This window comes from Collimonas fungivorans Ter331 (assembly GCF_000221045.1).
Taxonomy (GTDB): Bacteria; Pseudomonadota; Gammaproteobacteria; order Burkholderiales; family Burkholderiaceae_D; genus Collimonas; species Collimonas fungivorans_A.
Map to the genome: position 1 here is coordinate 3,388,801 of NC_015856.1, position 23,180 is coordinate 3,411,980.

General features: G+C 59.1%; 24 protein-coding genes and 3 tRNA genes. 5 read left to right on the top strand and 22 right to left on the bottom strand.

Going from position 1 to position 23,180, the window contains the following annotated elements:
- Positions 1–22 precede the first annotated feature (22 nt).
- The 4 genes from ureG to CFU_RS14745 all read left to right on the top strand — a co-directional run bounded on the left by ureG (position 23) and on the right by CFU_RS14745 (position 3,045).
- On the top strand, positions 23–652 hold the full coding sequence (gene ureG / locus CFU_RS14730; protein ID WP_014006836.1) for an urease accessory protein UreG: 630 nt from the start codon (positions 23–25) through the stop codon (positions 650–652).
- 76 nt (positions 653–728) lie between these two features.
- Complete coding sequence (locus CFU_RS14735) at positions 729–1,331, top strand: HupE/UreJ family protein (RefSeq protein ID WP_041742116.1); 603 nt, start codon at positions 729–731, stop codon at positions 1,329–1,331.
- A 188-nt stretch (positions 1,332–1,519) separates the two neighbouring features.
- A complete protein-coding gene (locus CFU_RS14740; RefSeq protein ID WP_041742117.1) occupies positions 1,520–2,392 on the top strand; it encodes a pirin family protein in 873 nt (290 codons plus the stop codon).
- A gap of 89 nt (positions 2,393–2,481) precedes the next feature.
- Positions 2,482–3,045 carry a TetR family transcriptional regulator gene (locus tag CFU_RS14745; protein WP_041742118.1) on the top strand — a complete coding sequence of 188 codons (564 nt, stop codon included), beginning with the start codon at positions 2,482–2,484 and terminating at the stop codon, positions 3,043–3,045.
- A gap of 155 nt (positions 3,046–3,200) precedes the next feature.
- Here the strand turns inward: CFU_RS14745 and CFU_RS14750 are convergent, their stop codons facing one another.
- Positions 3,201–4,088: a DMT family transporter gene (locus CFU_RS14750; protein WP_041742119.1), complete on the bottom strand. Its 888-nt coding sequence runs from the start codon at positions 4,086–4,088 to the stop codon at positions 3,201–3,203.
- 133 nt (positions 4,089–4,221) lie between these two features.
- Here CFU_RS14750 and CFU_RS14755 point away from each other — a divergent pair, with 133 nt between their 5' ends.
- On the top strand, positions 4,222–4,665 hold the full coding sequence (locus CFU_RS14755) for an Lrp/AsnC family transcriptional regulator (protein WP_014006841.1): 444 nt from the start codon (positions 4,222–4,224) through the stop codon (positions 4,663–4,665).
- Between the two features lie 332 nt (positions 4,666–4,997).
- Here the strand turns inward: CFU_RS14755 and CFU_RS14760 are convergent.
- The 21 genes from CFU_RS14760 to fabF form a co-directional block, all read right to left on the bottom strand.
- Positions 4,998–5,073, bottom strand: a tRNA-Gly gene (locus CFU_RS14760).
- Positions 5,074–5,083: 10 nt separating this feature from the next.
- A tRNA-Cys gene (locus tag CFU_RS14765) sits at positions 5,084–5,157 on the bottom strand.
- 120 nt (positions 5,158–5,277) lie between these two features.
- Positions 5,278–5,353, bottom strand: a tRNA-Gly gene (locus CFU_RS14770).
- 114 nt (positions 5,354–5,467) lie between these two features.
- Complete coding sequence (pgsA, locus tag CFU_RS14775; RefSeq protein ID WP_014006842.1) at positions 5,468–6,061, bottom strand: CDP-diacylglycerol--glycerol-3-phosphate 3-phosphatidyltransferase; 594 nt, start codon at positions 6,059–6,061, stop codon at positions 5,468–5,470.
- A 127-nt stretch (positions 6,062–6,188) separates the two neighbouring features.
- Complete coding sequence (uvrC, locus tag CFU_RS14780) at positions 6,189–8,069, bottom strand: excinuclease ABC subunit UvrC (protein ID WP_014006843.1); 1,881 nt, start codon at positions 8,067–8,069, stop codon at positions 6,189–6,191.
- Between the two features lie 207 nt (positions 8,070–8,276).
- A complete protein-coding gene (gene nagZ, locus CFU_RS14785; protein ID WP_014006844.1) occupies positions 8,277–9,326 on the bottom strand; it encodes a beta-N-acetylhexosaminidase in 1,050 nt (349 codons plus the stop codon).
- Positions 9,323–9,715 (bottom strand): holo-ACP synthase, encoded by a 393-nt coding sequence (gene acpS / locus CFU_RS14790; protein ID WP_014006845.1) that lies wholly within the window; start codon positions 9,713–9,715, stop codon positions 9,323–9,325. The genes nagZ and acpS overlap by 4 nt, the downstream gene beginning before the upstream one ends.
- Positions 9,716–9,717: 2 nt before the next feature.
- Positions 9,718–10,479 (bottom strand): pyridoxine 5'-phosphate synthase, encoded by a 762-nt coding sequence (pdxJ, locus tag CFU_RS14795; RefSeq protein ID WP_014006846.1) that lies wholly within the window; start codon positions 10,477–10,479, stop codon positions 9,718–9,720.
- Between the two features lie 50 nt (positions 10,480–10,529).
- Positions 10,530–11,384, bottom strand: coding sequence for a DNA repair protein RecO (gene recO, locus CFU_RS14800; RefSeq protein WP_014006847.1), 855 nt, complete (start codon positions 11,382–11,384; stop codon positions 10,530–10,532).
- Between the two features lie 31 nt (positions 11,385–11,415).
- On the bottom strand, positions 11,416–12,345 hold the full coding sequence (gene era, locus CFU_RS14805) for a GTPase Era (RefSeq protein WP_014006848.1): 930 nt from the start codon (positions 12,343–12,345) through the stop codon (positions 11,416–11,418).
- The gene (rnc, locus tag CFU_RS14810) at positions 12,342–13,343 is read right to left on the bottom strand and encodes a ribonuclease III (RefSeq protein WP_014006849.1); all 1,002 of its coding nucleotides are present in this window, start codon (positions 13,341–13,343) and stop codon (positions 12,342–12,344) included. The genes era and rnc overlap by 4 nt, the downstream gene beginning before the upstream one ends.
- A 57-nt stretch (positions 13,344–13,400) precedes the next feature.
- Positions 13,401–13,769, bottom strand: coding sequence for a DUF4845 domain-containing protein (locus CFU_RS14815; RefSeq protein WP_014006850.1), 369 nt, complete (start codon positions 13,767–13,769; stop codon positions 13,401–13,403).
- Between the two features lie 28 nt (positions 13,770–13,797).
- Positions 13,798–14,715 (bottom strand): signal peptidase I, encoded by a 918-nt coding sequence (lepB, locus tag CFU_RS14820; protein WP_014006851.1) that lies wholly within the window; start codon positions 14,713–14,715, stop codon positions 13,798–13,800.
- On the bottom strand, positions 14,712–16,505 hold the full coding sequence (gene lepA, locus CFU_RS14825; RefSeq protein ID WP_014006852.1) for a translation elongation factor 4: 1,794 nt from the start codon (positions 16,503–16,505) through the stop codon (positions 14,712–14,714). The genes lepB and lepA overlap by 4 nt, the downstream gene beginning before the upstream one ends.
- Before the next feature lie 402 nt (positions 16,506–16,907).
- Complete coding sequence (locus tag CFU_RS14830; RefSeq protein WP_041742120.1) at positions 16,908–17,186, bottom strand: glutaredoxin family protein; 279 nt, start codon at positions 17,184–17,186, stop codon at positions 16,908–16,910.
- A 113-nt stretch (positions 17,187–17,299) separates the two neighbouring features.
- Positions 17,300–18,763 carry a DegQ family serine endoprotease gene (locus tag CFU_RS14835; protein WP_238531318.1) on the bottom strand — a complete coding sequence of 488 codons (1,464 nt, stop codon included), beginning with the start codon at positions 18,761–18,763 and terminating at the stop codon, positions 17,300–17,302.
- Positions 18,764–18,814: 51 nt separating this feature from the next.
- Positions 18,815–19,846: a MucB/RseB C-terminal domain-containing protein gene (locus CFU_RS14840; protein ID WP_238531319.1), complete on the bottom strand. Its 1,032-nt coding sequence runs from the start codon at positions 19,844–19,846 to the stop codon at positions 18,815–18,817.
- Positions 19,833–20,456, bottom strand: a complete 624-nt coding sequence (locus CFU_RS14845) for a sigma-E factor negative regulatory protein (protein WP_014006856.1) — start codon at positions 20,454–20,456, stop codon at positions 19,833–19,835. Before CFU_RS14845 ends, CFU_RS14840 begins: the two co-directional genes overlap by 14 nt.
- A gap of 54 nt (positions 20,457–20,510) precedes the next feature.
- Positions 20,511–21,113 carry an RNA polymerase sigma factor RpoE gene (rpoE, locus tag CFU_RS14850; RefSeq protein ID WP_014006857.1) on the bottom strand — a complete coding sequence of 201 codons (603 nt, stop codon included), beginning with the start codon at positions 21,111–21,113 and terminating at the stop codon, positions 20,511–20,513.
- A 112-nt stretch (positions 21,114–21,225) separates the two neighbouring features.
- Complete coding sequence (locus CFU_RS14855) at positions 21,226–21,708, bottom strand: hypothetical protein (protein WP_050808603.1); 483 nt, start codon at positions 21,706–21,708, stop codon at positions 21,226–21,228.
- A gap of 226 nt (positions 21,709–21,934) precedes the next feature.
- Positions 21,935–23,176 (bottom strand): beta-ketoacyl-ACP synthase II, encoded by a 1,242-nt coding sequence (gene fabF, locus CFU_RS14860; protein ID WP_014006858.1) that lies wholly within the window; start codon positions 23,174–23,176, stop codon positions 21,935–21,937.
- Positions 23,177–23,180: the final 4 nt, after the last annotated feature.

Below are 23,180 nucleotides of genomic sequence, written 5' to 3' on the forward strand. Positions count from 1 at the left end.
CTATTTTTAAGCAGGCATCCAAATGAGCACTTCCTCAACATCCAATCCACTGCGCGTCGGCATCGGCGGCCCGGTCGGCTCCGGCAAGACCGCCCTGTGCGAAATGCTGTGCAAAGGCATGCGCGACCGCTACGACATGGCGGTCATCACCAACGACATCTACACCAAGGAAGACATGGAGATCCTGCTGCGCGCCGACGCCTTGCCGGCGGAGCGCCTGATGGGCGTGGAAACCGGCGGCTGCCCGCACACGGCGATACGCGAAGACGCCTCGATCAACCTGGAAGCGATTTCGCGCATGAGCGCCGATTTCCCTAATCTCGACCTGATCCTGCTGGAGTCGGGCGGCGACAACCTGGCGGCCACCTTCAGCCCGGAACTGTCCGACCTGACCATCTACGTGATCGACGTCGCCGGCGGCGAAAAAATCCCGCGCAAGGGCGGCCCCGGCATCACCCGCTCCGACCTGCTGATCATCAACAAGACCGACCTCGCCCCCTACGTCGGCGCCAACCTGGATGTGATGGCGCACGACGCCAAAAAGATGCGCGGCGAACGGCCGTTCATTTTCACCAACCTGCGCAGCGGCGACGGCGTTGAGCAAGTGATCGCTTTCATCCGCCAGCAAGGCTTACTTGATCAACCCAAATGAGCAACCCAAATGAGCAACCTAAATGAGCACTCAAATGAATTCTTCAAATAAACAGCCATTTTCAAGGAGCCCTGCCATGTCCCGTCCTTCCGCCAGTATTTACGGCCGCCTCAGCGCGCTGGCTTGCGCCGCCCTCAGCATCGCCCCGGCCTTTGCCCATCCCGGCCATCCCGATGCATTCGGCTTCAACAACGGCTTTGCCCATCCGTTCTCCGGCATCGACCATTTGCTGGCGATGCTGGCGGTCGGCTTGTGGGCGGCGCAAAACAAGCGCTCCGCGCTATGGGTGCTGCCATTGGCGTTTCCGCTGATGATGGTGGTCGGCGCACTGCTGGCGTTCGCCGGCTTGCAGATGCCCGGAGTTGAAACCGGCATCGCGGCATCGGTCGCGGTGCTTGGCCTGCTGATCGCTTTTGCCATCCGCATGCCGGTCTGGGCCAGCGCCGGCGTGGTCTCGGTCTTTGCGCTGTTCCACGGTTATGCGCATGGCAGCGAATTGCCGCATGGCGCTTCGGCGCTTTGGTATGGCGTCGGTTTTGTGGCGGCAACGGCGCTGCTGCACCTGCTCGGACTGGCGATCGGCCTGGTCGCCGGCCAGAAAATGGCGGCGCAAGCGGTGCGGCTGGGCGGCGTGGCGATTGCGGCGGTGGGCGGTTATTTGCTGTCCGGCGCATTCTAGAAAAACAAGCATCTCCTGAGCAGCTGCGGCTTGCGGCTGCTCAAACAAAAAGCCAGGTTCTTCCGCAGTTTTGCTGCGGAGACCTGGCTCTTTTTTTTGTACGAGGCCCGGCCCATTCAAATATGCTAATGTCTTTTATCGTGACAAATCATTGCACTCCTTTTTTGCTCATCTGGACTGGATATAACATGACTACTTCGATTGCATACCGGATACCCGGCCGCGCCCGCGATCTCGGCGAACTGGTGGTGCGCCGCGTACTGCCCGCCGGCCGCCACCAAAGCGTGGGACCTTTCCTGTTTTTCGACCACATGGGACCGGTCGACTTCCCCAGCGGCAAAGGCATCGATGTCCGCCCGCATCCGCACATCGGGCTGGCGACGGTCACCTACCTGTTCGAAGGCGCGATCCGCCACCACGACAGTCTCGGCAACGACCAGGAAATCATTCCCGGCGACGTCAACTGGATGACGGCCGGACGCGGCATCGTCCATGCCGAACGCACGCCCGCGACGCAGCGCGCCAATGGCTGGCGCCTGCATGGCATCCAGACCTGGGTAGCGCTGCCGCTGGCCGACGAACAGGGGCCGCCGGCTTTCGTCCACCATCCGGCCGCCAGCCTGCCCTTGGTCGAGGGCGACGGTTACCAGCTGCGCATCATCGCCGGCCGCGCTTTTGGCCGGCAGGCGCCGGTCAAAGTGCTGGCGCCGACCTTGTATGTCGCGGCCGAAATGCAGGCCGGCGCGCAGTTCACGCTGGAGCCGGAATATCCGCAGCAAGCCGTGTATGTCGCCAGCGGCAGCGTAACCATCGATGGCGAAGCGCTGGAAATGGGCGTGCTGGCCGTGCTGGAACCGGATCGGGCGGTCAATATCGCCGCCAGCGAAGCGGCCCAGGTCATGCTGCTGGGCGGCGCACCTATCGACGGGCCGCGCACCATCTGGTGGAATTTTGTCGCCAGCGATCCGCAGCTGATCGAGACCGCCAAAGACAACTGGCGCGAACAACGCTTCGATCCGGTGCCGGGCGACGATGAACGAATCCCCCTGCCGGAAGCATAAGCATAGATTTCAAGTTCCATTTCCAGACCTTGCAAAAGTCAACAGCCGATGACAAAATATGTGATGTAGTCCACACAAGGAATAAATCGGTGAAATCACCCACGAGAAATGCTGGCGAAACCCGCGAGCGCATCCTGGCGGCGGCACGCATATGGTTTTCGCGCGACAACTACCAGAACGTCGGCATCCGCGACATTGCAGCCGACGCCGGCGTCGATGCGGCGCTGGTGAACCGCTATTTCGGGAGCAAGGAAAAGCTGTTTGCGAAAGTGCTGGAAGGCGGCTTCCTGCTGGAAGAACATCTGACGGGAGATCTCTGCGATTTTGGCGCATACATGGTGGCGCGGATCATGGCCGATGCCGAACCGCAGCCGGACCGGGAGTTCGATGCCTTGCGCGTGCTGTTGCGCGCAGCCGGCAGCCAGCTGACCGCACCCATCGTCGCCGACCGCTTCCATGCCGAATTCGTGCAGCCGCTGGCGGCGCGGCTGCGTGGACCTGATGCGGAGTTGCGGGCGGCGCTGGCGGCGTCCTACATCATCGGCCTGGCCACCATGCGCCATGCCCTGCTCTCGCCTTTTCTCCCGCACACCAGCCTGGACCAGGTTGCCGCCCGGACCGGCAGCGCGATCCAGGCCTGCATCGATTCATAAGCGCAACCTGCTCAGAATTCAAGGACGGCTTTGCCCCGGCCGCGCCCGGAGTACGCATAGTCGATTGCCTACTGTATTCGAGCCAGCGCCATGTCAACAGCAGGCTGCGCGCGCCCTGACTTAAGGGCCTCGTTGAAATAGCGCGGCGCCGGCGGTCACTGCATTTGCACCTTCGGTTTCCACAGCGACCAGCCGAGGTTCATGCCGGCCGCCGCGATCAAGATAGCGGCAGCGCCGGCCAGCTGGCTCAGCTGCAGCCGGTGGCCGAAGGCCAGGAAATCTACCGCGATCGCCACGATGGGGTAGATGAACGATAAAGATCCGGTCAGGTAGGTCGGCAATTTCTGGATCGCGCCGTACAGCAGGATATACATCAGCCCGGTATGCACCACGCCGACCGTCACCAGAATGCTCCATGTGCCGATATCGGAAGGCAGCGCCGACAGGTGCGCAAAAGGCGCCAGCATCAGCATGCCGACGCAGACCTGGACCAGCGCGATCAGGTGCGGCGGCGTACCCGCCAGTTTCTTGGCGATGATGGCCGCCACCGCGTAGAAAAAAGCCGCGCCCAGCGCCATCAGTATGCCCGCCAGATAATTGCTGCCGCCGTCGGCGGCGCCCGGTTGCGCCAGCACGATCAGCAGCATGCCGCCGAAGGCGATCGCAAGCCAGGTGAGCTTGTTGAGGGTCAGCCGCTCGGAAAAGAACACTGCGCCGAGGCCGACCAGCATGAACGGCTGGGTGTTGTAGACCGCGGTCGAGATCGAGATCGAAGCGTGGGAATAAGAGATGAACAGCAGCAGCCAGTTGATGACGATGGCGACCCCGCCCAGCGCGGCCAGGGCCAGCAGGCGCAAGGTAATGGCGCCGCGCAGCAGACCCATTGCAGCGCAGACAGCCAGCAAGGTCGCCGCGCCAAATACGCAGCGCCAGAACACCACATCCAGCACCGGCTGGCCGGAAACCACGACGAACCAGCCTATGGTTCCCGAAATAATCATGGCGGCGGTCATTTCAACCGTGCCGCTTACCTTCTTGTCCATATAAAGTCCCCGAAAGCCGTCAGAGCCTGATAATCTCACTTTACAACGGCATTTTCCATGCTCAATCAAAGGAAGTTTTCTGCCAATACCTAATTAAATTAGGCGATATTATCAATATCCGGAGAAATCTAAAATGCTGAACAATGTCGACCAGCGCATCCTCGAAACCCTGCTTAAGGATGCGCGCATTTCGCTGAAAGAACTGGGCCAGCAGGTCGGCCTTTCTTCGCCTAGCGTATCGGAACGGCTGCACCGGCTTGAGGAACGCGGCGTGATCCGCGGCTTCACGGTGGATATCGATCCGCAAGCGCTGGGCTACCAGCTGCAAGCCATCGTGCGCATCCGCCCTTTGCCCGGCAAGCTGCAAATCGTCCAGAAACTGATCGAAGACACGCCTGAATTCTGCGAATGCGACAAGGTAACCGGAGAAGATTGTTATATCGCGCGCCTGTTCGTGCGTTCCATCGCCGAGCTGGACCAGGTCATCGACCGCATCGCCGACAAGGCCGAGACCAATACCGCGATCGTCAAGGCGCAGCCGATCAAGCGGCGGCCGCCGCCGTTCCGCGCCGAGTAGCTAAACGCCATGACGGCGGATGGCAAAACGACCCGGTTGCAGCTGCAAACGAGTCGTTGGATAAATACTGCGGCATGAATCTTCGAAAGCATCCTGCACATGCTGGCGGCGCCGGCAGTTTACCGATAAAGGAGAAGACTCCCGGAACCCAGTCCTATCTGGAAAGTGGCCCCGGCGAAAGGTGAATCTACTCTTGTATCGGCACCCGAACGGCGGCAAGACTCCGGAAAAACCATGCGCGCAAGAATTCTGCGGGGCAAATCAGGAGAAAATCAAGGCAGGATTTTTTACTGAAACGGCAAGGAAGACATTCATCTTCCTTGCCTGGAATATGGAGCGGGAGAAGAGTCTCGAACTCTCGACCTCAACCTTGGCAAGGTTGCGCTCTACCAACTGAGCTACTCCCGCATATGGAGTCTGGAGGCGGGGGTCGGGATCGAACCGGCGTAAACGGCTTTGCAGGCCGCTGCATAACCACTTTGCTACCCCGCCAGGGGTGTGCCTAGTGCAAAATCAGAGCATATTGGCTGGATTGAGTTCAACCAGGCAACACGATCAGCTACTGATTTTACATAAAAAAAGGAAGCTTTTTCCAGCTTCCTTTTTTGAATCTGGAGCGGGAGAAGAGTCTCGAACTCTCGACCTCAACCTTGGCAAGGTTGCGCTCTACCAACTGAGCTACTCCCGCATTTGTTTCTTTTTCTGTATCAACTACAGAGACGACATTATAGTTGTTCTACAGAGATTGTCAACGATTTCGAAAAATTTTCATCACGCATTTTCAAAACACCGACATTTTACTTCACTGCTTGTTGTTTTCTTTTGCAGCGGTGGTTTCCTTTATCAGCGGCCAGGCTTTACGCAAATAATAAAACATGGACCACACCGTCAACACCGCCGCTATCACCAACAGCACCTGTCCCCAGAAACGGGTATCGACGCCAAGCAGGTCGCCATAATACAACAACATTGGGATCGCGACCATCTGTGCCGTGGTTTTAATTTTACCGATCGAGCTGACTGCCACCGATTTCGATGCGCCGATTTGCGCCATCCATTCGCGCAAGGCGCTGATCGCAATCTCGCGGCCGATGATCACAAACGCGATGATGGGATCGACCCGGCCCAGGTGCACCAGCACCAGCAAGGCGCCGGCGACCATCAGCTTGTCCGCGACCGGATCCAGGAAAGCGCCGAAAGCCGAAGTCTGGTTCCAGCGTCGCGCCAGGAAACCGTCGAACCAGTCGGTCACGGCAGCGACGATAAAAATGATGGTGGACGCCAGGCCCAGTTGCAGCGTCGAAAAACCGAGGTCAGGAAGATAGAAAACGCCGACCACCAACGGGATCAAGGCAACCCGCAACCAGGTCAGTAAAATCGGAATATTAAATGGCATAAATGGTTTTATGGGTAAGGAGCCAACTGTTCATATTTTAATTATCTAGGAGTATGCCGCAGTTGGGAAACAAAACCTGCAAAAGCAACAAGCAAAGAACCGGCTTGCAACACAATGCCGGCGGGTGCTAATGCAGCTGCTTGTAGATTTCCTCCGCCAGCAGCCTTGATATCCCCTCCACCGAGGCGATGTCCTCGATGCTGGCGTCCGCCACCCCGCGCAGGCCGCCAAAACGCGCCAGCAGCTTCTGGCGGCGTTTGGCGCCAATCCCTTCAATCTCTTCCAGCCGCGAACTCTGGCGCGCCTTGGCCCGCTTGGCGCGCATGCCGGTGATCGCAAAGCGGTGCGCCTCGTCGCGGATCTGCGCGATCAGCATCAAGGCTGCCGATTCCTTGCCGAGTTCGCGTGCGGCGCGGCCATCGGCAAAGATCAGCGTTTCCAGTCCGACCTTGCGCCCTTCGCCTTTGGCGACGCCAACGATCAGGCTGATATCCAGCCCCAGTTCCGCCAGCACCTGGCGCGCCATTTCAACCTGCCCCTTGCCGCCGTCGATCAGCACGATGTCGGGCATGAGGTTGGACGTAATGCCGTCGCCGCTGGCCACTTTCTCGTAGCGCCGCATCAGCACCTGGCGCATCGCGGCGTAGTCGTCGCCGGGCGTGATGTCCTTGATGTTGTAGCGCCGGTATTCGCCGTTTTGCATGGCGTGATGATGGAACACCACGCAGGACGCCTGGGTCGCCTCGCCCGAGGTGTGGCTGATGTCGAAACATTCGGCCCGCAAGCTGTCGATGTCTTCGATTTCAAGGCCGAGCACTTCCACCAGCGCGCGTGTCCGGGACTGTTGCGAGCCCTGCTCCGAGAGCAGCCTGGCCAGCGAAATCTCGGCGCCCTTGTGCGCCATTTCCAGCCATTGCCGGCGCTGACCCTGCGGCTGGAACAGCAGGTTGATGCGGTGGCCGCACTGCTCCATCAGCGCCACCATCAGGGCCGGCTCGTCGAATTCGATATTCAGGATCAGGGTGCCGGGAATGAAGGTATCGATGTAATGCTGCGCCATGAAGGCTTTGAGCACGGCGACTTCCATGGTTTCGCCCGCCGCTTCTTCCGGGCTCGACAGCACGCCGTCGACGTGGCTTGGAAAATACGCGCGGTCGCCCAGGTGGCGGCCGCCGCGCACCATCGCTAGGTTGACGCAGGCGCGTCCGCCCTGGACGATGACGGCGACGATATCGATATCGCTGTCGCCCACGGTTTCCATGCTTTGCTGATGCAGTACGCGCGACAGCGCAGTGATCTGGTTGCGCACCGCCGCCGCCTGCTCGAACTTCAGCTCGGCGGCATAGGCGTGCATTTTTTTATCCAATGTCGACAATACTTCGGTCTGGCGTCCGCGCAGGAACTTGGCGGCATTATCGACATCGGTCAGGTAATCTTCATGGCTGACCAGCTTCACGCAAGGCGCGCTGCAACGCTGGATCTGGTGCAGCAGGCAAGGCCGGGTGCGGTTGGCGAAAACACTGTCTTCACAGGTGCGCAGCAAGAACACCTTCTGCAGGATCTGCATCGATTCCTTGACCGCCCAGGCATTCGGAAACGGGCCGAAATACTGGTTCTTTTTATCCACCGCGCCGCGGTAATACGCCATGCGCGGATATTCCTGGCCGCTGATTTTCAGGTAAGGATAGGACTTGTCGTCGCGGAACAGGATGTTGTAGCGCGGCTGCAGCGACTTGATCAGGTTGCTTTCCAGGATCAGGGCTTCCGCTTCGCTGCGCGTCACCGTCGTCTCCAGCCGGGCGATGCGCTCGACCATCATGGCGGTGCGCGGGCTGGCGAGATTCTTCTGGAAATAGCTTGAGACCCTCTTCTTCAGGTCGCGCGCCTTGCCGACATACAGGATGTTGTCGGCTGCATCGAAATAGCGGTACACGCCGGGCAGGTTCGGCAGCTTGGCGACGGTCTCCAGCACCACCGCGCGCGGATCGGGAATTTCAGCTTCAGTCATGATGCTAGTGTAGTGTTTCGCACATAATGGCGCTTAAGAAATGGTGGATTTTTGTGTCAGGCTAGGCGGATGGCCGCCCCGCGCGAACCGGAGCGATAGCTGGCCTATCGCGAGGATTCGTAACGACGCATGGCGCGAAAAGACGCGGTCGGCTAGACGCCGTTTATTAAGTGTCATTATGTGCGAAACACTACACTAAACGATACCTTACAGCAGCGCTTGCACCAGCGACCTGGCGGCCAGATAACGCGCATCGGCCTGCAATGTTTCCCAGTCCAAAGCTGCCGTCTGTGGCACCAGCGTCGCCAAGCGAGCGCTGAATGCGGCCGACGAATCGACAGCATCCAGCCCTGCCAGCAACTGATCAGCCTTGTCCGGCGAATTGCAGATCAGGACCACGTCGCAGCCGGCCGCCAACGCAGCCTTGGCGCCGTCCAGCACGCCGCCGGCCGACCCGGCCGCTTCCATGCTCAAATCGTCGCTGAAAATCACGCCGTTGAAACCGATCTCTTCGCGCAGGATAGTCAGCCATTTTTTTGAAAAGCCGGCTGAGTGCTTGTCCACCTTGGAATAAATCACATGCGCCGGCATCACCGCCGCCAGGCTCATGCCGAGCCAGTCGTAAGGCTTGACGTCTTCTTCCATGATCTGCGCCAGGCTTCGGTCATCGATCGGCAGCGACGAATGGGAGTCGCCATGCACATAACCGTGGCCGGGGAAATGCTTGCCGCAGTTAGCCATGCCGGCCAGCGCCAGGCCGTGGTTCAGGCTTTTCGCCAGCAAGGCGACGACGCGCGGATCGCGGTGGAAAGCGCGTTCGCCGATCACGCTGGAATCGCCATAATCGAGATCCAGCACCGGTGTAAACGACAAGTCGACGCCGCAGGCGCGCAGCTCGCTGGCCAGCACGAAACCCAGGGCGGTAGCTGTTTCGACAGCGCCCAGCACATCGCGGTCCCATTGCTGCCCGAGCAGGCGCATCGCCGGCAGGCGGGTGAAACCGTCGGTCCTGAAACGCTGCACCCGGCCGCCTTCGTGATCGACTGCGATCAGTATGCCGGGACGCGCCGCATGAATCGCCGCAGTCAGCGCAGTCAGCTGGGCGCGGTCCTGGTAGTTGCGCGTGAACAGGATCACGCCGCCGGTGAGCGGATGGCGGATGCGGCGGATATCGTCTGCGCTCAGGCTGGCGCCGACCACGTCCAGCATGACCGGACCGAGCGCCGCCAGTTTTTTCGTGTGAGTCTCACTGCTCATAATTTCTCCACAATGACGAAAGCGACCGCGTATTCCACTTCATCGGTAATCGATACCTGGGCGGTCAGCCCCCTGCTTTGCATGTATTCTTCCAGCGCCGGGTTGACCACGACCACCGGCTTGCCGCTGGGCGCGTTCAAGGTTTGCATGGCGCGCCAGGTCATCGGCATCTTCATGCCCAGCCCGAGCGCCTTGGAAAACGCTTCCTTGGCGGCAAAACGGGTCGCCAGGAAACGGATGCCGCGCGCCTCTACCTTGGCTTTACGCTGCAGGTATTTTTCCATTTCCTGGGGCCCCAGGATCTTTTCGGCAAAACGGTCGCCGTTGCGCTGCAGCGCGGCCGCTATGCGCGGGATCTGGATGATGTCGGTGCCGATGCCGTAGATCATGGTTAACCTTTGTCTAGACGTGCTTTCACCATCAAGGCCTTCATTTCGCTGACGGCGGCTTTCCAGCCGACGAACACGGCGTGCGCCACGATGGCGTGGCCGATGTTCAGCTCGGCGATATCGGGAATCGCGGCAATCGCCTGGGTATTGGTGTAATGCAGGCCATGGCCGGCATTGACCTTGAGGCCGCGCTTGACGCCTTCCTGCACCGCGATCTGCACCCGTTCCAGCTCGCTGCGCTGCCCTGCTTCATCGTGCGCTTCGGCGTAGCGTCCGGTATGCAATTCGATTACCGGCGCGCCGATTTCGGCCGCGGCCTGGATCTGGTCGGCTTCCGGATCGATGAACAGGCTGACGCGGATGCCTTCGGCCTGCAGCTGCCGCACCGCTGCCTGCACCTGGGTAAAATACTTGACGACATCGAGGCCGCCTTCGGTAGTCAGTTCGTGCCGGCGCTCCGGCACCAGGCAAGAATCCTCGGGCTTGATCTTGCAGGAAAAATCGATCATTTCCTGGGTCACCGCCGCTTCCAGGTTCATCCGCGTGCGCAGTTGCGGCCGGATGATTTCGACGTCGGCGTCCTTGATGTGGCGCCGGTCTTCGCGCAAATGCAAGGTGATCACGTCGGCGCCCGCCTCTTCCGCCTGCAACGCCGCTTGCAGCGGATCGGGGTAAGTGGTGCCGCGCGCATTGCGCAAGGTGGCGACGTGGTCGATGTTGACGCCAAGGTCGATCACAGCGGAGGTAGGATTGAGATAGCTCATCGTATGCTCAGGTAATGGGATTGGATTTATCGGCGGCAGTCATCTGTACTCTACAGCTGCATCAGGTCGATCAGGATCTGCCGCGTGTTCAATGGCGCGCCGCCCAGGTGGTGGGCCAGCAGGAAACGCATCAGGACCTTGCTCTGGGCCTGGGTGACGACATCGCTGTAGTCTTCCCGCTCCATGTCGAGCAAGGTCTTGCCGCTGACGCGCGGCCAGGAATCGGCCGCGCGTGCAATGCGCGGGCCGCGTTCGGGATCGACCACATAATTTTCAACCGGATCGACCGGCTGGCGGCTGCTGGTGCAGCGCGTGAAATCGCCTGCGACCCCGGTCTGCTTGAGCAGCGCCCGTTCAAACTGGCGCAGGACGATGGGCGCCGGCTCCTGGTGCGCCAGCTGGTTCAGCGTGGTGACGTAGTGATCGAACAGTGCCGCGTGCGGATCGTCGCGCGCGACCAGCTTGACCAGCAGTTCATTCAGGTAGAAACCGCACAGCAACGCCGATTTTTCCAGCGGCAGCAAGCCGCCTACCCATTCGGCGGCGATCAGGGTGCGGATTTCGGATTTGCCGCTCCAGCTGAGCGAGAGCGGCTGGAAGGTTTGCAAGACGCCGCGCAATTTCGACAAGGGCCGTTTGGCCCCTTTGGCGACCAGCGCGATGCGGCCGTAATCGCGGCTGAAGACATCGATGATCAGGCTGGTTTCGCGGTGCGGGTAGCTGTGCAGCACAAAGCCGGGCTGGCCTGTGACGCGGGTATCGAGCGGCCGCGCCCGGCGTTTCGGCGGGCTGGCAGCTGCGGCGCCGCCGATGACGGCGATCAGCTGTTCTTCTGCCGCGCTGGACGGCATGGCTGTTTCTCCAGCGGTTTCTCCGGCGGTGTCGTCAGCGATGATGGCGCTCATGCTCAGTGGAGTGCGGATGCTGGCTGCGGGCTTATTCGTAGCCGTAGGCGCGCAATCCGGCTTCGTTGTCGGCCCAGCCGGATTTCACCTTGACCCAGATTTCCAGGTAGACCGGACCGCCGAACAGGCGTTCCATGTCGAGCCGGGCCTGGGTGGAAATATCCTTGAGGCGGGCGCCCTTCTGCCCGATCACCATCGATTTGTGGGTGTCGCGCTCAACCAGAATTGCCGCAAACACGCGGCGCAGGTTGCCTTCCAGCTCGAACTTCTCGATCAGGACGGTGCTGGTATAAGGCAGTTCATCGCCGACAAAACGGAATACTTTTTCGCGCACGATTTCGGCGGCCAGGAATTTCTCGCTGCGGTCGGTGATGTCGTCTTCGCCGAACATCGGCGGATTGGCCGGCAGGTGCTTGCGGATTTCGCCTTGCAGGTTATCCAGCTGGAAGCGCAGCTTGGCCGAAACCGGCACCACCGCGGCGAAATCGCGCATGGCGGCGATTTTCTGTGCGAACGGCAGCAGCACGGCCTTGTCCTTGACCCGGTCCGATTTGTTGATGACCAGGATGCAAGGCACGTTGGCCGGCAACAAAGCCATCACCTGCTGGTCAGCCGGGCCAAACGTGCCGGCTTCAATGATGTACAGGATGACGTCGGCAGCGGTCAGGGTCGTGGTGACGGTGCGGTTCAGCGTCTTGTTCAGCGCATTCGAATGGCGCGTCTGGAAACCTGGCGTATCGACATACACGAACTGCGTGTCGGCCACGGTCTGGATCCCTGTAATCCGATGGCGCGTGGTCTGCGCCTTGCGCGACGTAATGCTGACCTTGGCGCCGATCAGCTCGTTCATCAAGGTCGACTTGCCTACGTTGGGGCGACCGACAATAGCTATGTAGCCGCAACGGAAATCGGTTGCAGCCGACGATATAGCAGTCGATGCCTGGGGTGTAGAGTCTGTCATGCGGTTTTCGATTTACTCGTAGTATGGGGTGTTGCATTGGATGGGGCTGCCGCCGGGGTTGCGGCGGCCGCGGTTTCCGCAGCCTGGCTGGCTGCCTTGGATGGAGCAGCCGCTTCAGCGCTGCCGTTGGCGGCAGGCACGTGGGCTTTGGCAGGCGCCTTGGCCGCCGCGACTTCAACCAGGCCTTTGTCCTTGGCCGGAGCAGCCGGTTTGGCGGCATCGTCCGGCGCGGCATCGGGCGCATCCGGCTGGATCGTCGCGATCCCGCTCAGTTTCAATTGCGCGGTGCGCGGCTTGGCTTTGCGCGGCGCCGCCGGCGCTTTCACGAATGCCTTTTGCACGGCTTCCAGCGCCAGCTTGGCGGCGGCCTGCTCGCCGGCGCGGCGGCTGCCGCCGTTGCCGAAGACCTGGATATCCAGCTTCGGCACCAGGCATTCGATTTCGAATTCCTGGTTGTGCGCGGCGCCATGCGTGGCCACCACGTTATATTGCGGCAAGGCGATCTTTTTCCCTTGCAGGTATTCCTGCAGCAGGGTCTTGGCGTCCTTGCCAAGAGTCTTGGGATCGACCGTATCGAGGATCGGGATGTACAAGGCGCGGATCACGTCGCGCGCGGCGTCGAAACCGGCGTCCAGGAAAATCGCACCGAACAGCGCTTCCAGCGTATCGGCCAGGATCGAAGGCCGGCGGAAGCCGCCGGATTTCAATTCACCCTCGCCCAAGCGCAGGAATTGCGACAACTCCAGCCTTTGCGCAATTTCATACAGCGATTGCTGCTTGACCAGGTTGGCGCGCACCCGCGACAGGTCGCCCTCGTCTATCTTGGTGTAACGGTCGAACAACAGCGAAGCGACGACGCAGTTCAGGATCGAATCGCCGAGGAATTCCAACCGTTCGTTATGCAAGGTGCTATGGCTGCGATGCGTCAAGGCCTGCTGCAATAACGTAGCATCCTTGAAAGTGTGGCCTAGCCGATTCTGCAATAACATGAGGTCCATTTTTCCGTCGACGTTTACGGTTGTCGTCCGCTGTGATTCTGCTTCGTTCAACACCGGTCAAGACTTGGCGGTGCTGCCCGCGTAATCGATCAACAAGCTGACAGGCCCGACCAGCGGGATTTTTTTCTGGTACGCAAAGCTGATCTGGATATCGTCGCCATTCTTGGTGATTTCCAGGTCCTTGCCCGCAATCGCATCGATATAACCGACCTCGGCCTGCTTGTTGAACGCATTCTGGATTTCCTGCACCGTAGTGCCGGCCGTCCTGGCGCTGGCTATCGCTTTCTTGATCGAAAAATATTCGATCGTGGTCGGCGTCACCTTGGCGATCAGCACGCCGATACAGCCGAGCACCGCCAATATGACGATCAGGCCGAATAATGTAATGCCCTGCTGCTTCCGTGTAGATCCGGAAATTCTTGTCATCCCTGACTCCGCAATGGTTTTAAATGGTTTATTTAAAGAAAGTGCCGATACGCTTGAAATTACCCAGGTTCATCCAGACCAAAAATGCTTTTCCAACAATATTCTCATCCGGTACAAATCCCCAGTACCGGCTGTCTTCGCTGTTATCCCGATTATCCCCCATCATGAAATAATTTCCAGCAGGAACGGTACAGGTAAAACCTTCGGGGTTATAGGAACAGGCATCCTTGTTAGGGAAATCCATCACACCTTCCAGCGAAATCGGCGGCCGGCCGCTGCGTACTGCGATCGTATGTTGCACGTTTGACAGGTTTTCCGTGAATTGCTGGGAATAATCCAGGGTGTCTTCATTCAGGTAGTCCGGCAACGGCGTATAAGAAAGAGCTTGACCGTTAATCGTTAAGCGCTTGTTTTGGTAAGTTATTTTATCACCGGGCACCCCAACCACGCGCTTGATGTAATCGAGCGACATATCCTTGGGATATTTGAACACCATCACGTCGCCGCGCTGCGGCTTATTCACTTCGATCACTTTTTTGTTCAGGATCGGCAGGCGGATACCGTAGGTAAACTTGTTGACTAGGATCAGGTCGCCCACCAGCAGGGTCGGCACCATCGAACTGGACGGGATCTTGAACGGCTCGTACAGGAACGAGCGCAGGAAGAACACCATGGCGATCACCGGGAAAAAGCTGCCGGAATATTCGACCCAGGTCGGCTGACGCAGCAGGTTCGCTTCCAGCGCCGCGCGGCCGCTGTTCTCCAGCTTGATGCCATCGGCGCTCAGCTTGGCGTTGCGGGCGTCGAACTCGGCCAGGGCGGCGTCGGCCTTGGCGCGCCGCTGCCGGCTCAGGTAGAAGCGGTCAAAAAACCAGATGATGCCGGTGACAACGGTCAGGACAAACAGGATTAATGCGAAATTTCCTAAAATTGATTGCAATGTCATTTTTCATCCACTTGTAAGATTGCCAGGAATGCTTCTTGCGGGATCTCGACGGAACCCACCTGCTTCATCCGTTTTTTACCGGCCTTCTGCTTTTCCAGCAATTTGCGCTTGCGGCTGATATCGCCGCCGTAGCATTTCGCCAGCACGTTCTTGCGCAGGGCCTTGACGTTCTCGCGCGAAATGATGTTGGCGCCGATCGCCGCCTGGATGGCGACGTCGAACATCTGGCGCGGAATCAGTTCGCGCATCTTGGCGGCGACGGCACGGCCACGGTACTGGCTGTTGGCGCGGTGCACGATGATCGCCAGCGCATCGACTTTTTCGCTGTTGATCAGCATGTCCACCTTGACCACGTCGGCCGAACGGTATTCCTTGAATTCGTAATCCATCGAGGCATAACCGCGCGAGGTCGATTTCAGGCGGTCGAAGAAATCGAGCACCACTTCCGCCATCGGGATTTCATAGGTCAGCTTGACCTGCTTGCCGTGGTAGCTCATGTCGACCTGCTGCCCGCGCTTCTGGGTGCAGAGCGTGATGACCGAGCCGACATACTCTTGCGGCATGTACAGGTTGACGGTGACGATAGGTTCGCGCACCTCTTCGATATTCGACGGATCCGGCATCTTCGACGGATTGTCCACCAGCATGATGGTGCCGTCGCGCTTCACGACTTCGTAGATCACGGTAGGCGCGGTGGTGATCAAGTCCATGTCGAACTCGCGCTCCAGCCGCTCCTGGACGATTTCCATGTGCAGCAAACCGAGGAAGCCGCAACGGAAGCCGAAACCCAGCGCCTGCGATACTTCAGGTTCGTACTGCAGGGCGGCGTCGTTCAGCTTGAGTTTTTCCAGCGAGTCGCGCAGCGCGTCGTACTGGTTCGCTTCGACCGGGAACAGGCCGGCGAACACTTGCGGCTGCACTTCCTTAAAACCGGGCAAGGCCGCGGCTGCAGGCTTGGAAGCCAGGGTGACGGTATCGCCGACCTTGGCTGCCTTGAGTTCCTTGATGCCGGCGATGATGAAGCCCACTTGGCCGGCGGACAGCGATTCGCGGGCCTGCGACTTAGGGGTGAACACGCCGACGCTTTCAGTCAGGTGCTGCGACCCGGTGGCCATCAGCAGGATCTTGTCCTTGGGACGCAAAGTGCCGTTCTTGATACGCACCAGCATCACGACGCCGACATAGTTGTCGAACCAGGAATCGACAATCAGGGCCTGCAAAGGAGCGTCCGGATCGCCTTTCGGCGGCGGCACCTTGACGATCAGCGATTCCAGCACTTCGCGCACGCCGAGGCCGGTCTTGGCCGAGCAATGCACGGCATCGTGGGCGTCGATCCCGATCACGTCTTCGATTTCAGCAATCGCATTGTCAGGATCGGCGGAAGGCAGGTCGATCTTGTTCAGCACCGGCACCACTTCCACGCCGAGATCGAGCGCGGTATAGCAGTTGGCCACGGTCTGGGCTTCCACCCCTTGCGAGGCGTCGACCACCAGCAGCGCGCCTTCGCAGGCCGACAGCGAACGGCTGACTTCATAGCTGAAGTCGACGTGGCCTGGGGTATCGATCAGGTTCAGGTTATAGATCTGGCCATCCAGCGCCTTGTAGGAGAGCGCCGCGGTCTGGGCCTTGATCGTGATGCCGCGCTCGCGCTCGATATCCATGGAGTCGAGCACCTGGGCTTCCATTTCACGATCAGACAAGCCGCCGCAAGATTGGATGATGCGGTCCGCCAGGGTCGATTTACCGTGGTCGATGTGGGCGATGATGGAGAAATTACGGATGTTGTTCATTGACAGACGCGATTACAAAAAAAGCGCTCTGAGCCGGGTTCGGTACAGTGTTTCGCATTTCACGAAACCTTGCACCTGTGTCCCAGGCGAGCGCCTTTTATGACAGGTTATTCAGTGCCGCCATTTTACCGGATTTCAGAGGGGAAAACCGACAAATCAAAGGCCTGAAGATATTGCCGCCAGTTTAACAAGGAAAGCGTTTTATCAACATACTCCTACAAGTATCTTAAAAGCACCTTAAAACAAGGGCTGCAAGAGTGTCTTTTCATGCTTGACGGCAGGGGTATGCAGAAAATTGTTTCCATTAGGAAACAATGATTGCGGTATCGTCATGCATTCTGATGCCTGGGACGCGGCAGCTCAGCCGCCCTCATCTAGGCGATCCCGTCTAGGCGACCCCATCTAGGCGATCCCACCCAAAAACCCCCTCACGGCATCGACATCGAGAAAATAATGGCAAAGCTGCACGGCCGGCTGGCCGTCCCTGACCCCGGCAAGCACAGGGACCAGCTCATCGTACCTGGCCACCAGTTCCGGGTCCGCATCGACATCGATCAATTCGACCGTGAACCAGCCCGGGGCGTTTTCATCGGGCGCCTGCAAAGCCAGCAACGCCTGCAGCATGTCTTCGCAGAGGTGGCAGTAGGAACGGTTATACAGAATGAAATGCGGTGTTGACATGAATACTCCAGAACCTGGCAAATACGGCAATTGCGCAGCGGCCGCGAGCCGGCAAAAACAAAAAGCTGCAGGCCGTTACGGCCTGCAGCTTCGGACTATCGCTCCCAGCGCAATCAGTTGCTTGGACGCAGCGGCACGAATTGCGACGACTCGCCGCGGCGCACCAGCAGCACCGCCATTTTTTTCGGCTCCAGCTTGGCGACCAGGGCGTTGAACTGCTTGGCGTCCTTGATATCGGTGTTGTTCAGGCGCTGCACCACGTCGCCGGCACGCAGGCCGACCCGCGCCGCACTGCCCTCGGCGGTCTCGATCAGCACGCCGCCGTCCACGCCCAGCTCTTTCTTCCTGGCGTCGCTCAGGTCGCTCACCGTCAGGCCGAGCGCATTGGCGACCTGCTCCTTCTTCGGTTTGACGTCATCGTCGGCGGCGATTTTGTCGGCCGCCAGCTCGGTGATCGTGATCGGGAAGTCGCGGCTGCTGCCTTTGCGCCAGACGCTGATGGTGCCGCGCGCGCCCGGCTTGGTATTGCCGACCAGACGCGGCAAATCGTTAGCCTTGTCGATCGCCACGCCATTGAATTTCAAGATGATGTCGCCCGCCTGCAGGCCAGCCTTGGCCGCCGGTCCGTCGGCTTCGACCCGGGCCACCAGCGCGCCCTCCGCCTTGGGCAAGCCCAGCGATTCGGCCACGTCCTTGGTCACTTCGCCGATCTGCACGCCGATCCGGCCGCGCGTCACCTTGCCCGACGCCTTCAGCTGGTCCGACACGCGCATGGCTTCGTCGATCGGCACCGCAAACGAAATCCCCATGAAGCCGCCGGAGCGGCTGTAGATCTGCGAGTTGATGCCGACCACTTCGCCGCGCATGTTGATCAGGGGACCGCCGGAATTGCCGGGGTTGACCGCGACGTCGGTCTGGATCAGCGGCAGGTAGTCGCCGGTGTCGCGCGCTTTGGCCGAAATGATGCCGGCGGTCACGGTGTTTTCCAGGCCGAACGGCGAACCGATCGCCAGCACCCATTCGCCAGCCTTGATCTTGTCGGAATCGCCCATCGTCAGGCGCGGCAAGTTGGCGCCGTCAATTTTCAGCAAGGCAACGTCGCTGCGGGTATCGGCGCCGATCACCTTGGCCTTGAATTCGCGCTTGTCGGTCAGCGTCACATATACTTCGCTGGCGCCGTCGATCACGTGGGCATTGGTCATGACATAACCGTCGGCCGAAATCACGAAACCGGAACCGACGCCGCGCGGCACTTCTTCCTGCTGCTTGGGATCAGCCTTGCGGCCGCGCTGGCCAGGAACCTGGGGGCGCGGCATGTTGGGAATCGGGACGCCGAAAAAGCGCCGGAAAAAATCCTGCATTTCATCGTCGCTGGGATCGCCGGAATCACCCTGGCCGGCGCCGCCTTTGATTTTTTCAGTGGTGCGGATATTGACTACCGCAGGGCCGGTCTTCTCGACGATGTCGGTAAAGTCCGGCAGGCCGGATACCGGCGCGGCGATCGCCTGGGGGCCGATGCCCATCACGGCGGGAACAAAAAAAGTGGCTGCAACAGGTGCAACGACGGCGACAACCATTGCAGATAAAACGGAACGAAGCGGAACCGGCATTTTCGTAGTCATAGAGTTTTATTTGTTTTTGAGTTCAATCGAATTCGCCACCTGCCTCATCGCCGCAGGCGGCACATCGCCCACAATCGTCAGCCAATAATCTCCTTGCCGCTTGCCGACGATATTCAATGCTCCCTGCTGCAAGGATCCTTCGGTACGGCTCTGGCTGCCTGGCTCGATAAAGATCGAAATCGCCACCAGTCCGTCAGAAAAAATCAGCTGCGACACTTCGCGCCGCATTGCCGCCATGCCGACAGCGCCCTTGGCCGGCGGCGCATCGGCCACCATGCGCTTGAGTTCGCGCACTTTCTTGAAACCGGGAGGCATGCCGGTCACCGTCCACTCGTTCAGGTTGGCCGGGTTGATCAGGCTGTTTTCCGTATGCCAGGAACTGGTGTTGCCAAAGCTCGGCTTCAGGTGGCTGCGATCGATGTTGCCTATGTTGATCTGGGTAAAGGAAATCTGCTCGACGATCTCATTCTTGCCGTTCAGCGTTTGCGCTCGCAACAGCAGGCCGGAAATTTTTTCCGCCCACAGCTTGTAGCCGTAGCGCATATTGTCTCTAGGCTCCAGCAGCACGGCCTGGCAATCGAAACCGGCAACCCGCCCGGTCTCGCCCAATTTGACATTGTAATATTCGGTCAGGTCAGCCGGCAACGCCGCCAGGATGGCCGGAAAACCGTCTTGCGTGACCCGTTTCTCGACGATCTTGGTGCGGGTCTCCGGCATATAGCCGGTGACATCCTCGTTACGCCGGATATATTCGCGCGGCTGGCCGTCGAGAATTTCCAGCTTCTCTACTTCATTCCGGCCTTCCAGCACATGCGTGATACGCGAGGTGCGTATCTGGTTCGCCTGCTGGTAGATGAAAGTACCCGAATAATTCAGCTTTTGCGCCGCTGACTGGATTTTTTTCAACAGCGCCTGCGCTTCCTGCTTGTCGGCCGCATTTGCGGCGTCGATGCTTTCCGCATGCGCGGAAAGCACCATGACCAGCGACAGAACGACTCCCAGCAAGACCCGCGTCTGCCGCATGTTAGTTATTAGCATCAGGGGCAAATGTGGCCGGCCGTGCGTATTGCGCAGCGCTATAAAGGGAAGGAGAGAAACGTTGATGCGCCGTCAGATATTCATCCATCCGCGAATCCCGCAGCACTACTCCGGAATGCGTGACGACATGATCGTCGCTGACCGCGGAAGCGGACGCCAGGGCGAGCTGCGGCGCTGCCGAAGGACCGCCGACGCCGACCACGGCCGTCTGCGGAGTGATGATGAACGCTGCAGCCGCTACCGCCGCAGCCGCCATGCCTGGCAAGGCAAAGCGCTTGATCGAACGTCTGACGCCTGTGCCACCGGCGTGGAGAGGCTGGCCGCCACCGACAGCAATCTGTTCCGATGGCTGCGAAGTGACGGCCAAGGGCGCGGCAATGATAGCCGGCTCAGCCTCCAACCGCGCCGCCATGCGGGCGGAAAAATCCGCACTCATGGTCAACGCCATATCGTCCGAACGCATAATGTCGCCTATCTGGTGATAGACGTCCCACGTGTCGCGGCCCTCTGCCTGACGCAAAGCCGCCAGCGCCATATCCACATAGGCGTTGGACAATTCCCCGTCAGCCAAGGCAGAGATCTGCTCTTGGGTTATATCTTTGGTATTCATAAGTCACCTTAAAACCTGGCCAACCCCTTCGTTCCCGAAAAACCGCTATCTTTTTTACCAACGTTTGTCGATGGCCGTATCCAGCAATGGCCTCAACTTATCTGCGATAGCTTCCCGTGCTCTAAATATCCGACTGCGTACCGTTCCTATCGGACATCCCATTGCTTCAGCAATTTCGTCATAACTCAATCCCTCAATCTCGCGCAAGGTAATCGCCGTACGCAGTTCCGCCGGCAGCGCCTCCATCGCAGTATTCACTGTTTGTGCTATCTGCTTGGTGGCCAGCAAGGATTCTGGAGTGTTTATATCCCTTAGTTGCTCGCCATCGTCAAAAGTTTCTGCTTCCTCTGAATTTGCCTCGGTTGAGGTCGGCGCCCTGCGCCCTTGCGTCACAAGATAGTTCTTAGCAGTATTAATGCCAATCCGATACAACCAGGTATAAAAGGCCGAGTCGCCCCTAAACTGAGGCAGCGCCCGGTAAGCCTTGATAAAGGCTTCCTGCACAACATCCTCGGCTTCTGCCTGGTCGCGCACCAGCCGCGAAACAAGACGCATCAGCTTGCGTTGGTATTTGATAACCAAGAGCTCGAACGCCTTCTTATCGCCACGCTGTACACGCTCGACAAGCAGTTGATCAATTTCGCGTTCTGTCGTCAATCCCCATTCCCTTGTTTTGTTGCGACTTGCATACGGGCGCGAAAATAGATAGCAAGCAATAACAAAAGTTCAATAACATGCTTATTCATTATCCAATCCAGAGAGTCCCGCTTTATTCGCCCGCGTTCGCCTGTGATGCAATCCAGCGACATGCCACGGATAAATTTCTGAAAGTATCGTGAGACACACAATCAGGCAGTATAGCGATTGTTCGGACCGAGCCGCTATCCAATCGAAGGCGCAGCAGCAGTAAATGTGACCAGAGAGTGGTGCCTTCAAGCAATTTCGCTGGCGATGGCATCTGTTTTGCAGTGGGCGCGGCTTGTGCAGTTGCCATATCGGCAATCCTGAGGCGGCCGCTTCCGGAAATATCGATGTGAACTGCGTGTCTGCTACGATAGTAGCGCGTTATTCCGCAAATAGCCGCTGCCAAACACAGCAGGGCCAGAGCAAGGCGCTCGGGTAACGCCAGATCGCCGACAACGCCGGCGGCAATCAGGCCCCCTGTCGATGCGGCCAGCAGACATTGCAGACCAACCAGCGCCGACAATATCTTGGAGGGCTGGATCACGGCTGACAGGGAGATCGACATCATGACGGGTTTAAAACGAATTTCGAACCGGCATCCGCGGAGGCCGGTTCGAAGCCTGCGGCAAAAATTAGTGTAGCGTTTCGCACATAATGACACTTAATAAACGGCGTCTTTTCGCGCCATGCGTCGTTGCAAATCCTCGCGATAGTCCCGCTATCGCTCCGGTTTGCGCCTAGCCTGACACGAAAATACACCATTTCTTAAGCGCCATTACGTGTGAAACACTACACTAGATTTTGCCAAAAACCAGGGTGCCATTCGTGCCGCCAAAGCCGAATGAGTTTTTGACCGCGATGTCTATTTTCATGTCGCGCGCGGTATTGGCGCAGTAATCAAGATCGCATTCAGGATCCTGGTTGAAAATATTGGTGGTCGGCGGCGAGATCTGATTGTGCAAGGCCAGCACGGTAAACACCGACTCCAGGCCACCGGCGCCGCCCAGTAAATGGCCGGTCATCGACTTGGTCGAATTGACCACCAGTTTATAAGCATGGTCGCCGAAAGCCGCCTTGATCGCTTCGGTTTCATTCTTGTCGCCAGGAGGGGTCGAAGTACCGTGCGCATTCAGGTACTGCACCTGGTCAGGGTTGATGCCGGCATCGCGCAAGGCGTTGCCTATGCAGCGACGCGGACCGTCCAGGCTTGGCGCAGTCATGTGGTAAGCATCGCCGCTCATGCCGAAGCCGAGCAGTTCCGCGTAAATCTTGGCGCCGCGCGCCTTGGCGTGTTCGTATTCTTCGAGCACCAGCACGCCGGCGCCTTCGCCCAATACAAAACCGTCGCGGTCCTTGTCCCACGGGCGCGAGGCGGTAGCGGGATCGTCGTTACGCGTCGACAAGGCGCGCGCCGACGCAAAACCGCCAACCCCCAGCGGCGACACGCTTGATTCCGCACCGCCGGCGATCATCACGTCAGCATCGCCATACTGGATCATGCGGCCGGCTGCGCCGATGGAATGCAAGCCCGTGGTGCAGGCAGTCACGATCGCCAGATTCGGTCCTTTCAGACCGTATTTGATCGACAGGTTGCCGGAAATCATGTTAATGATCGATGCCGGGATGAAGAACGGACTGATCCGGCGCGGGCCGCGAGCGGTCAGTTCGGCATGCGTTTCTTCGATCAACGGCAAGCCGCCAATGCCGGAGCCGATGATGACGCCAATCCGCTCAGCATTAGCTTCAGTTACTTCCAGGCCACTGTCTTGCATCGCCTGCATCCCCGCCGCCATGCCATAGTGGATAAAGGTATCCATATGCCGTGCTTCTCTGGCGGGAATGTAATCCTCGATATTGAAGCCCTTCACTTCTCCCGCAAAACGCGTGGAAAGAGCGGCAGCGTCAAACTTAGTGATGGCTGCGATCCCTGATTTGCCTGAGATAATCGCATTCCACGCATCGGCAATCGTATTGCCGACCGGTGAAATGCAACCCAGGCCAGTGATCACAACGCGACGTTCACGTGTGCGGTTCAAGCGG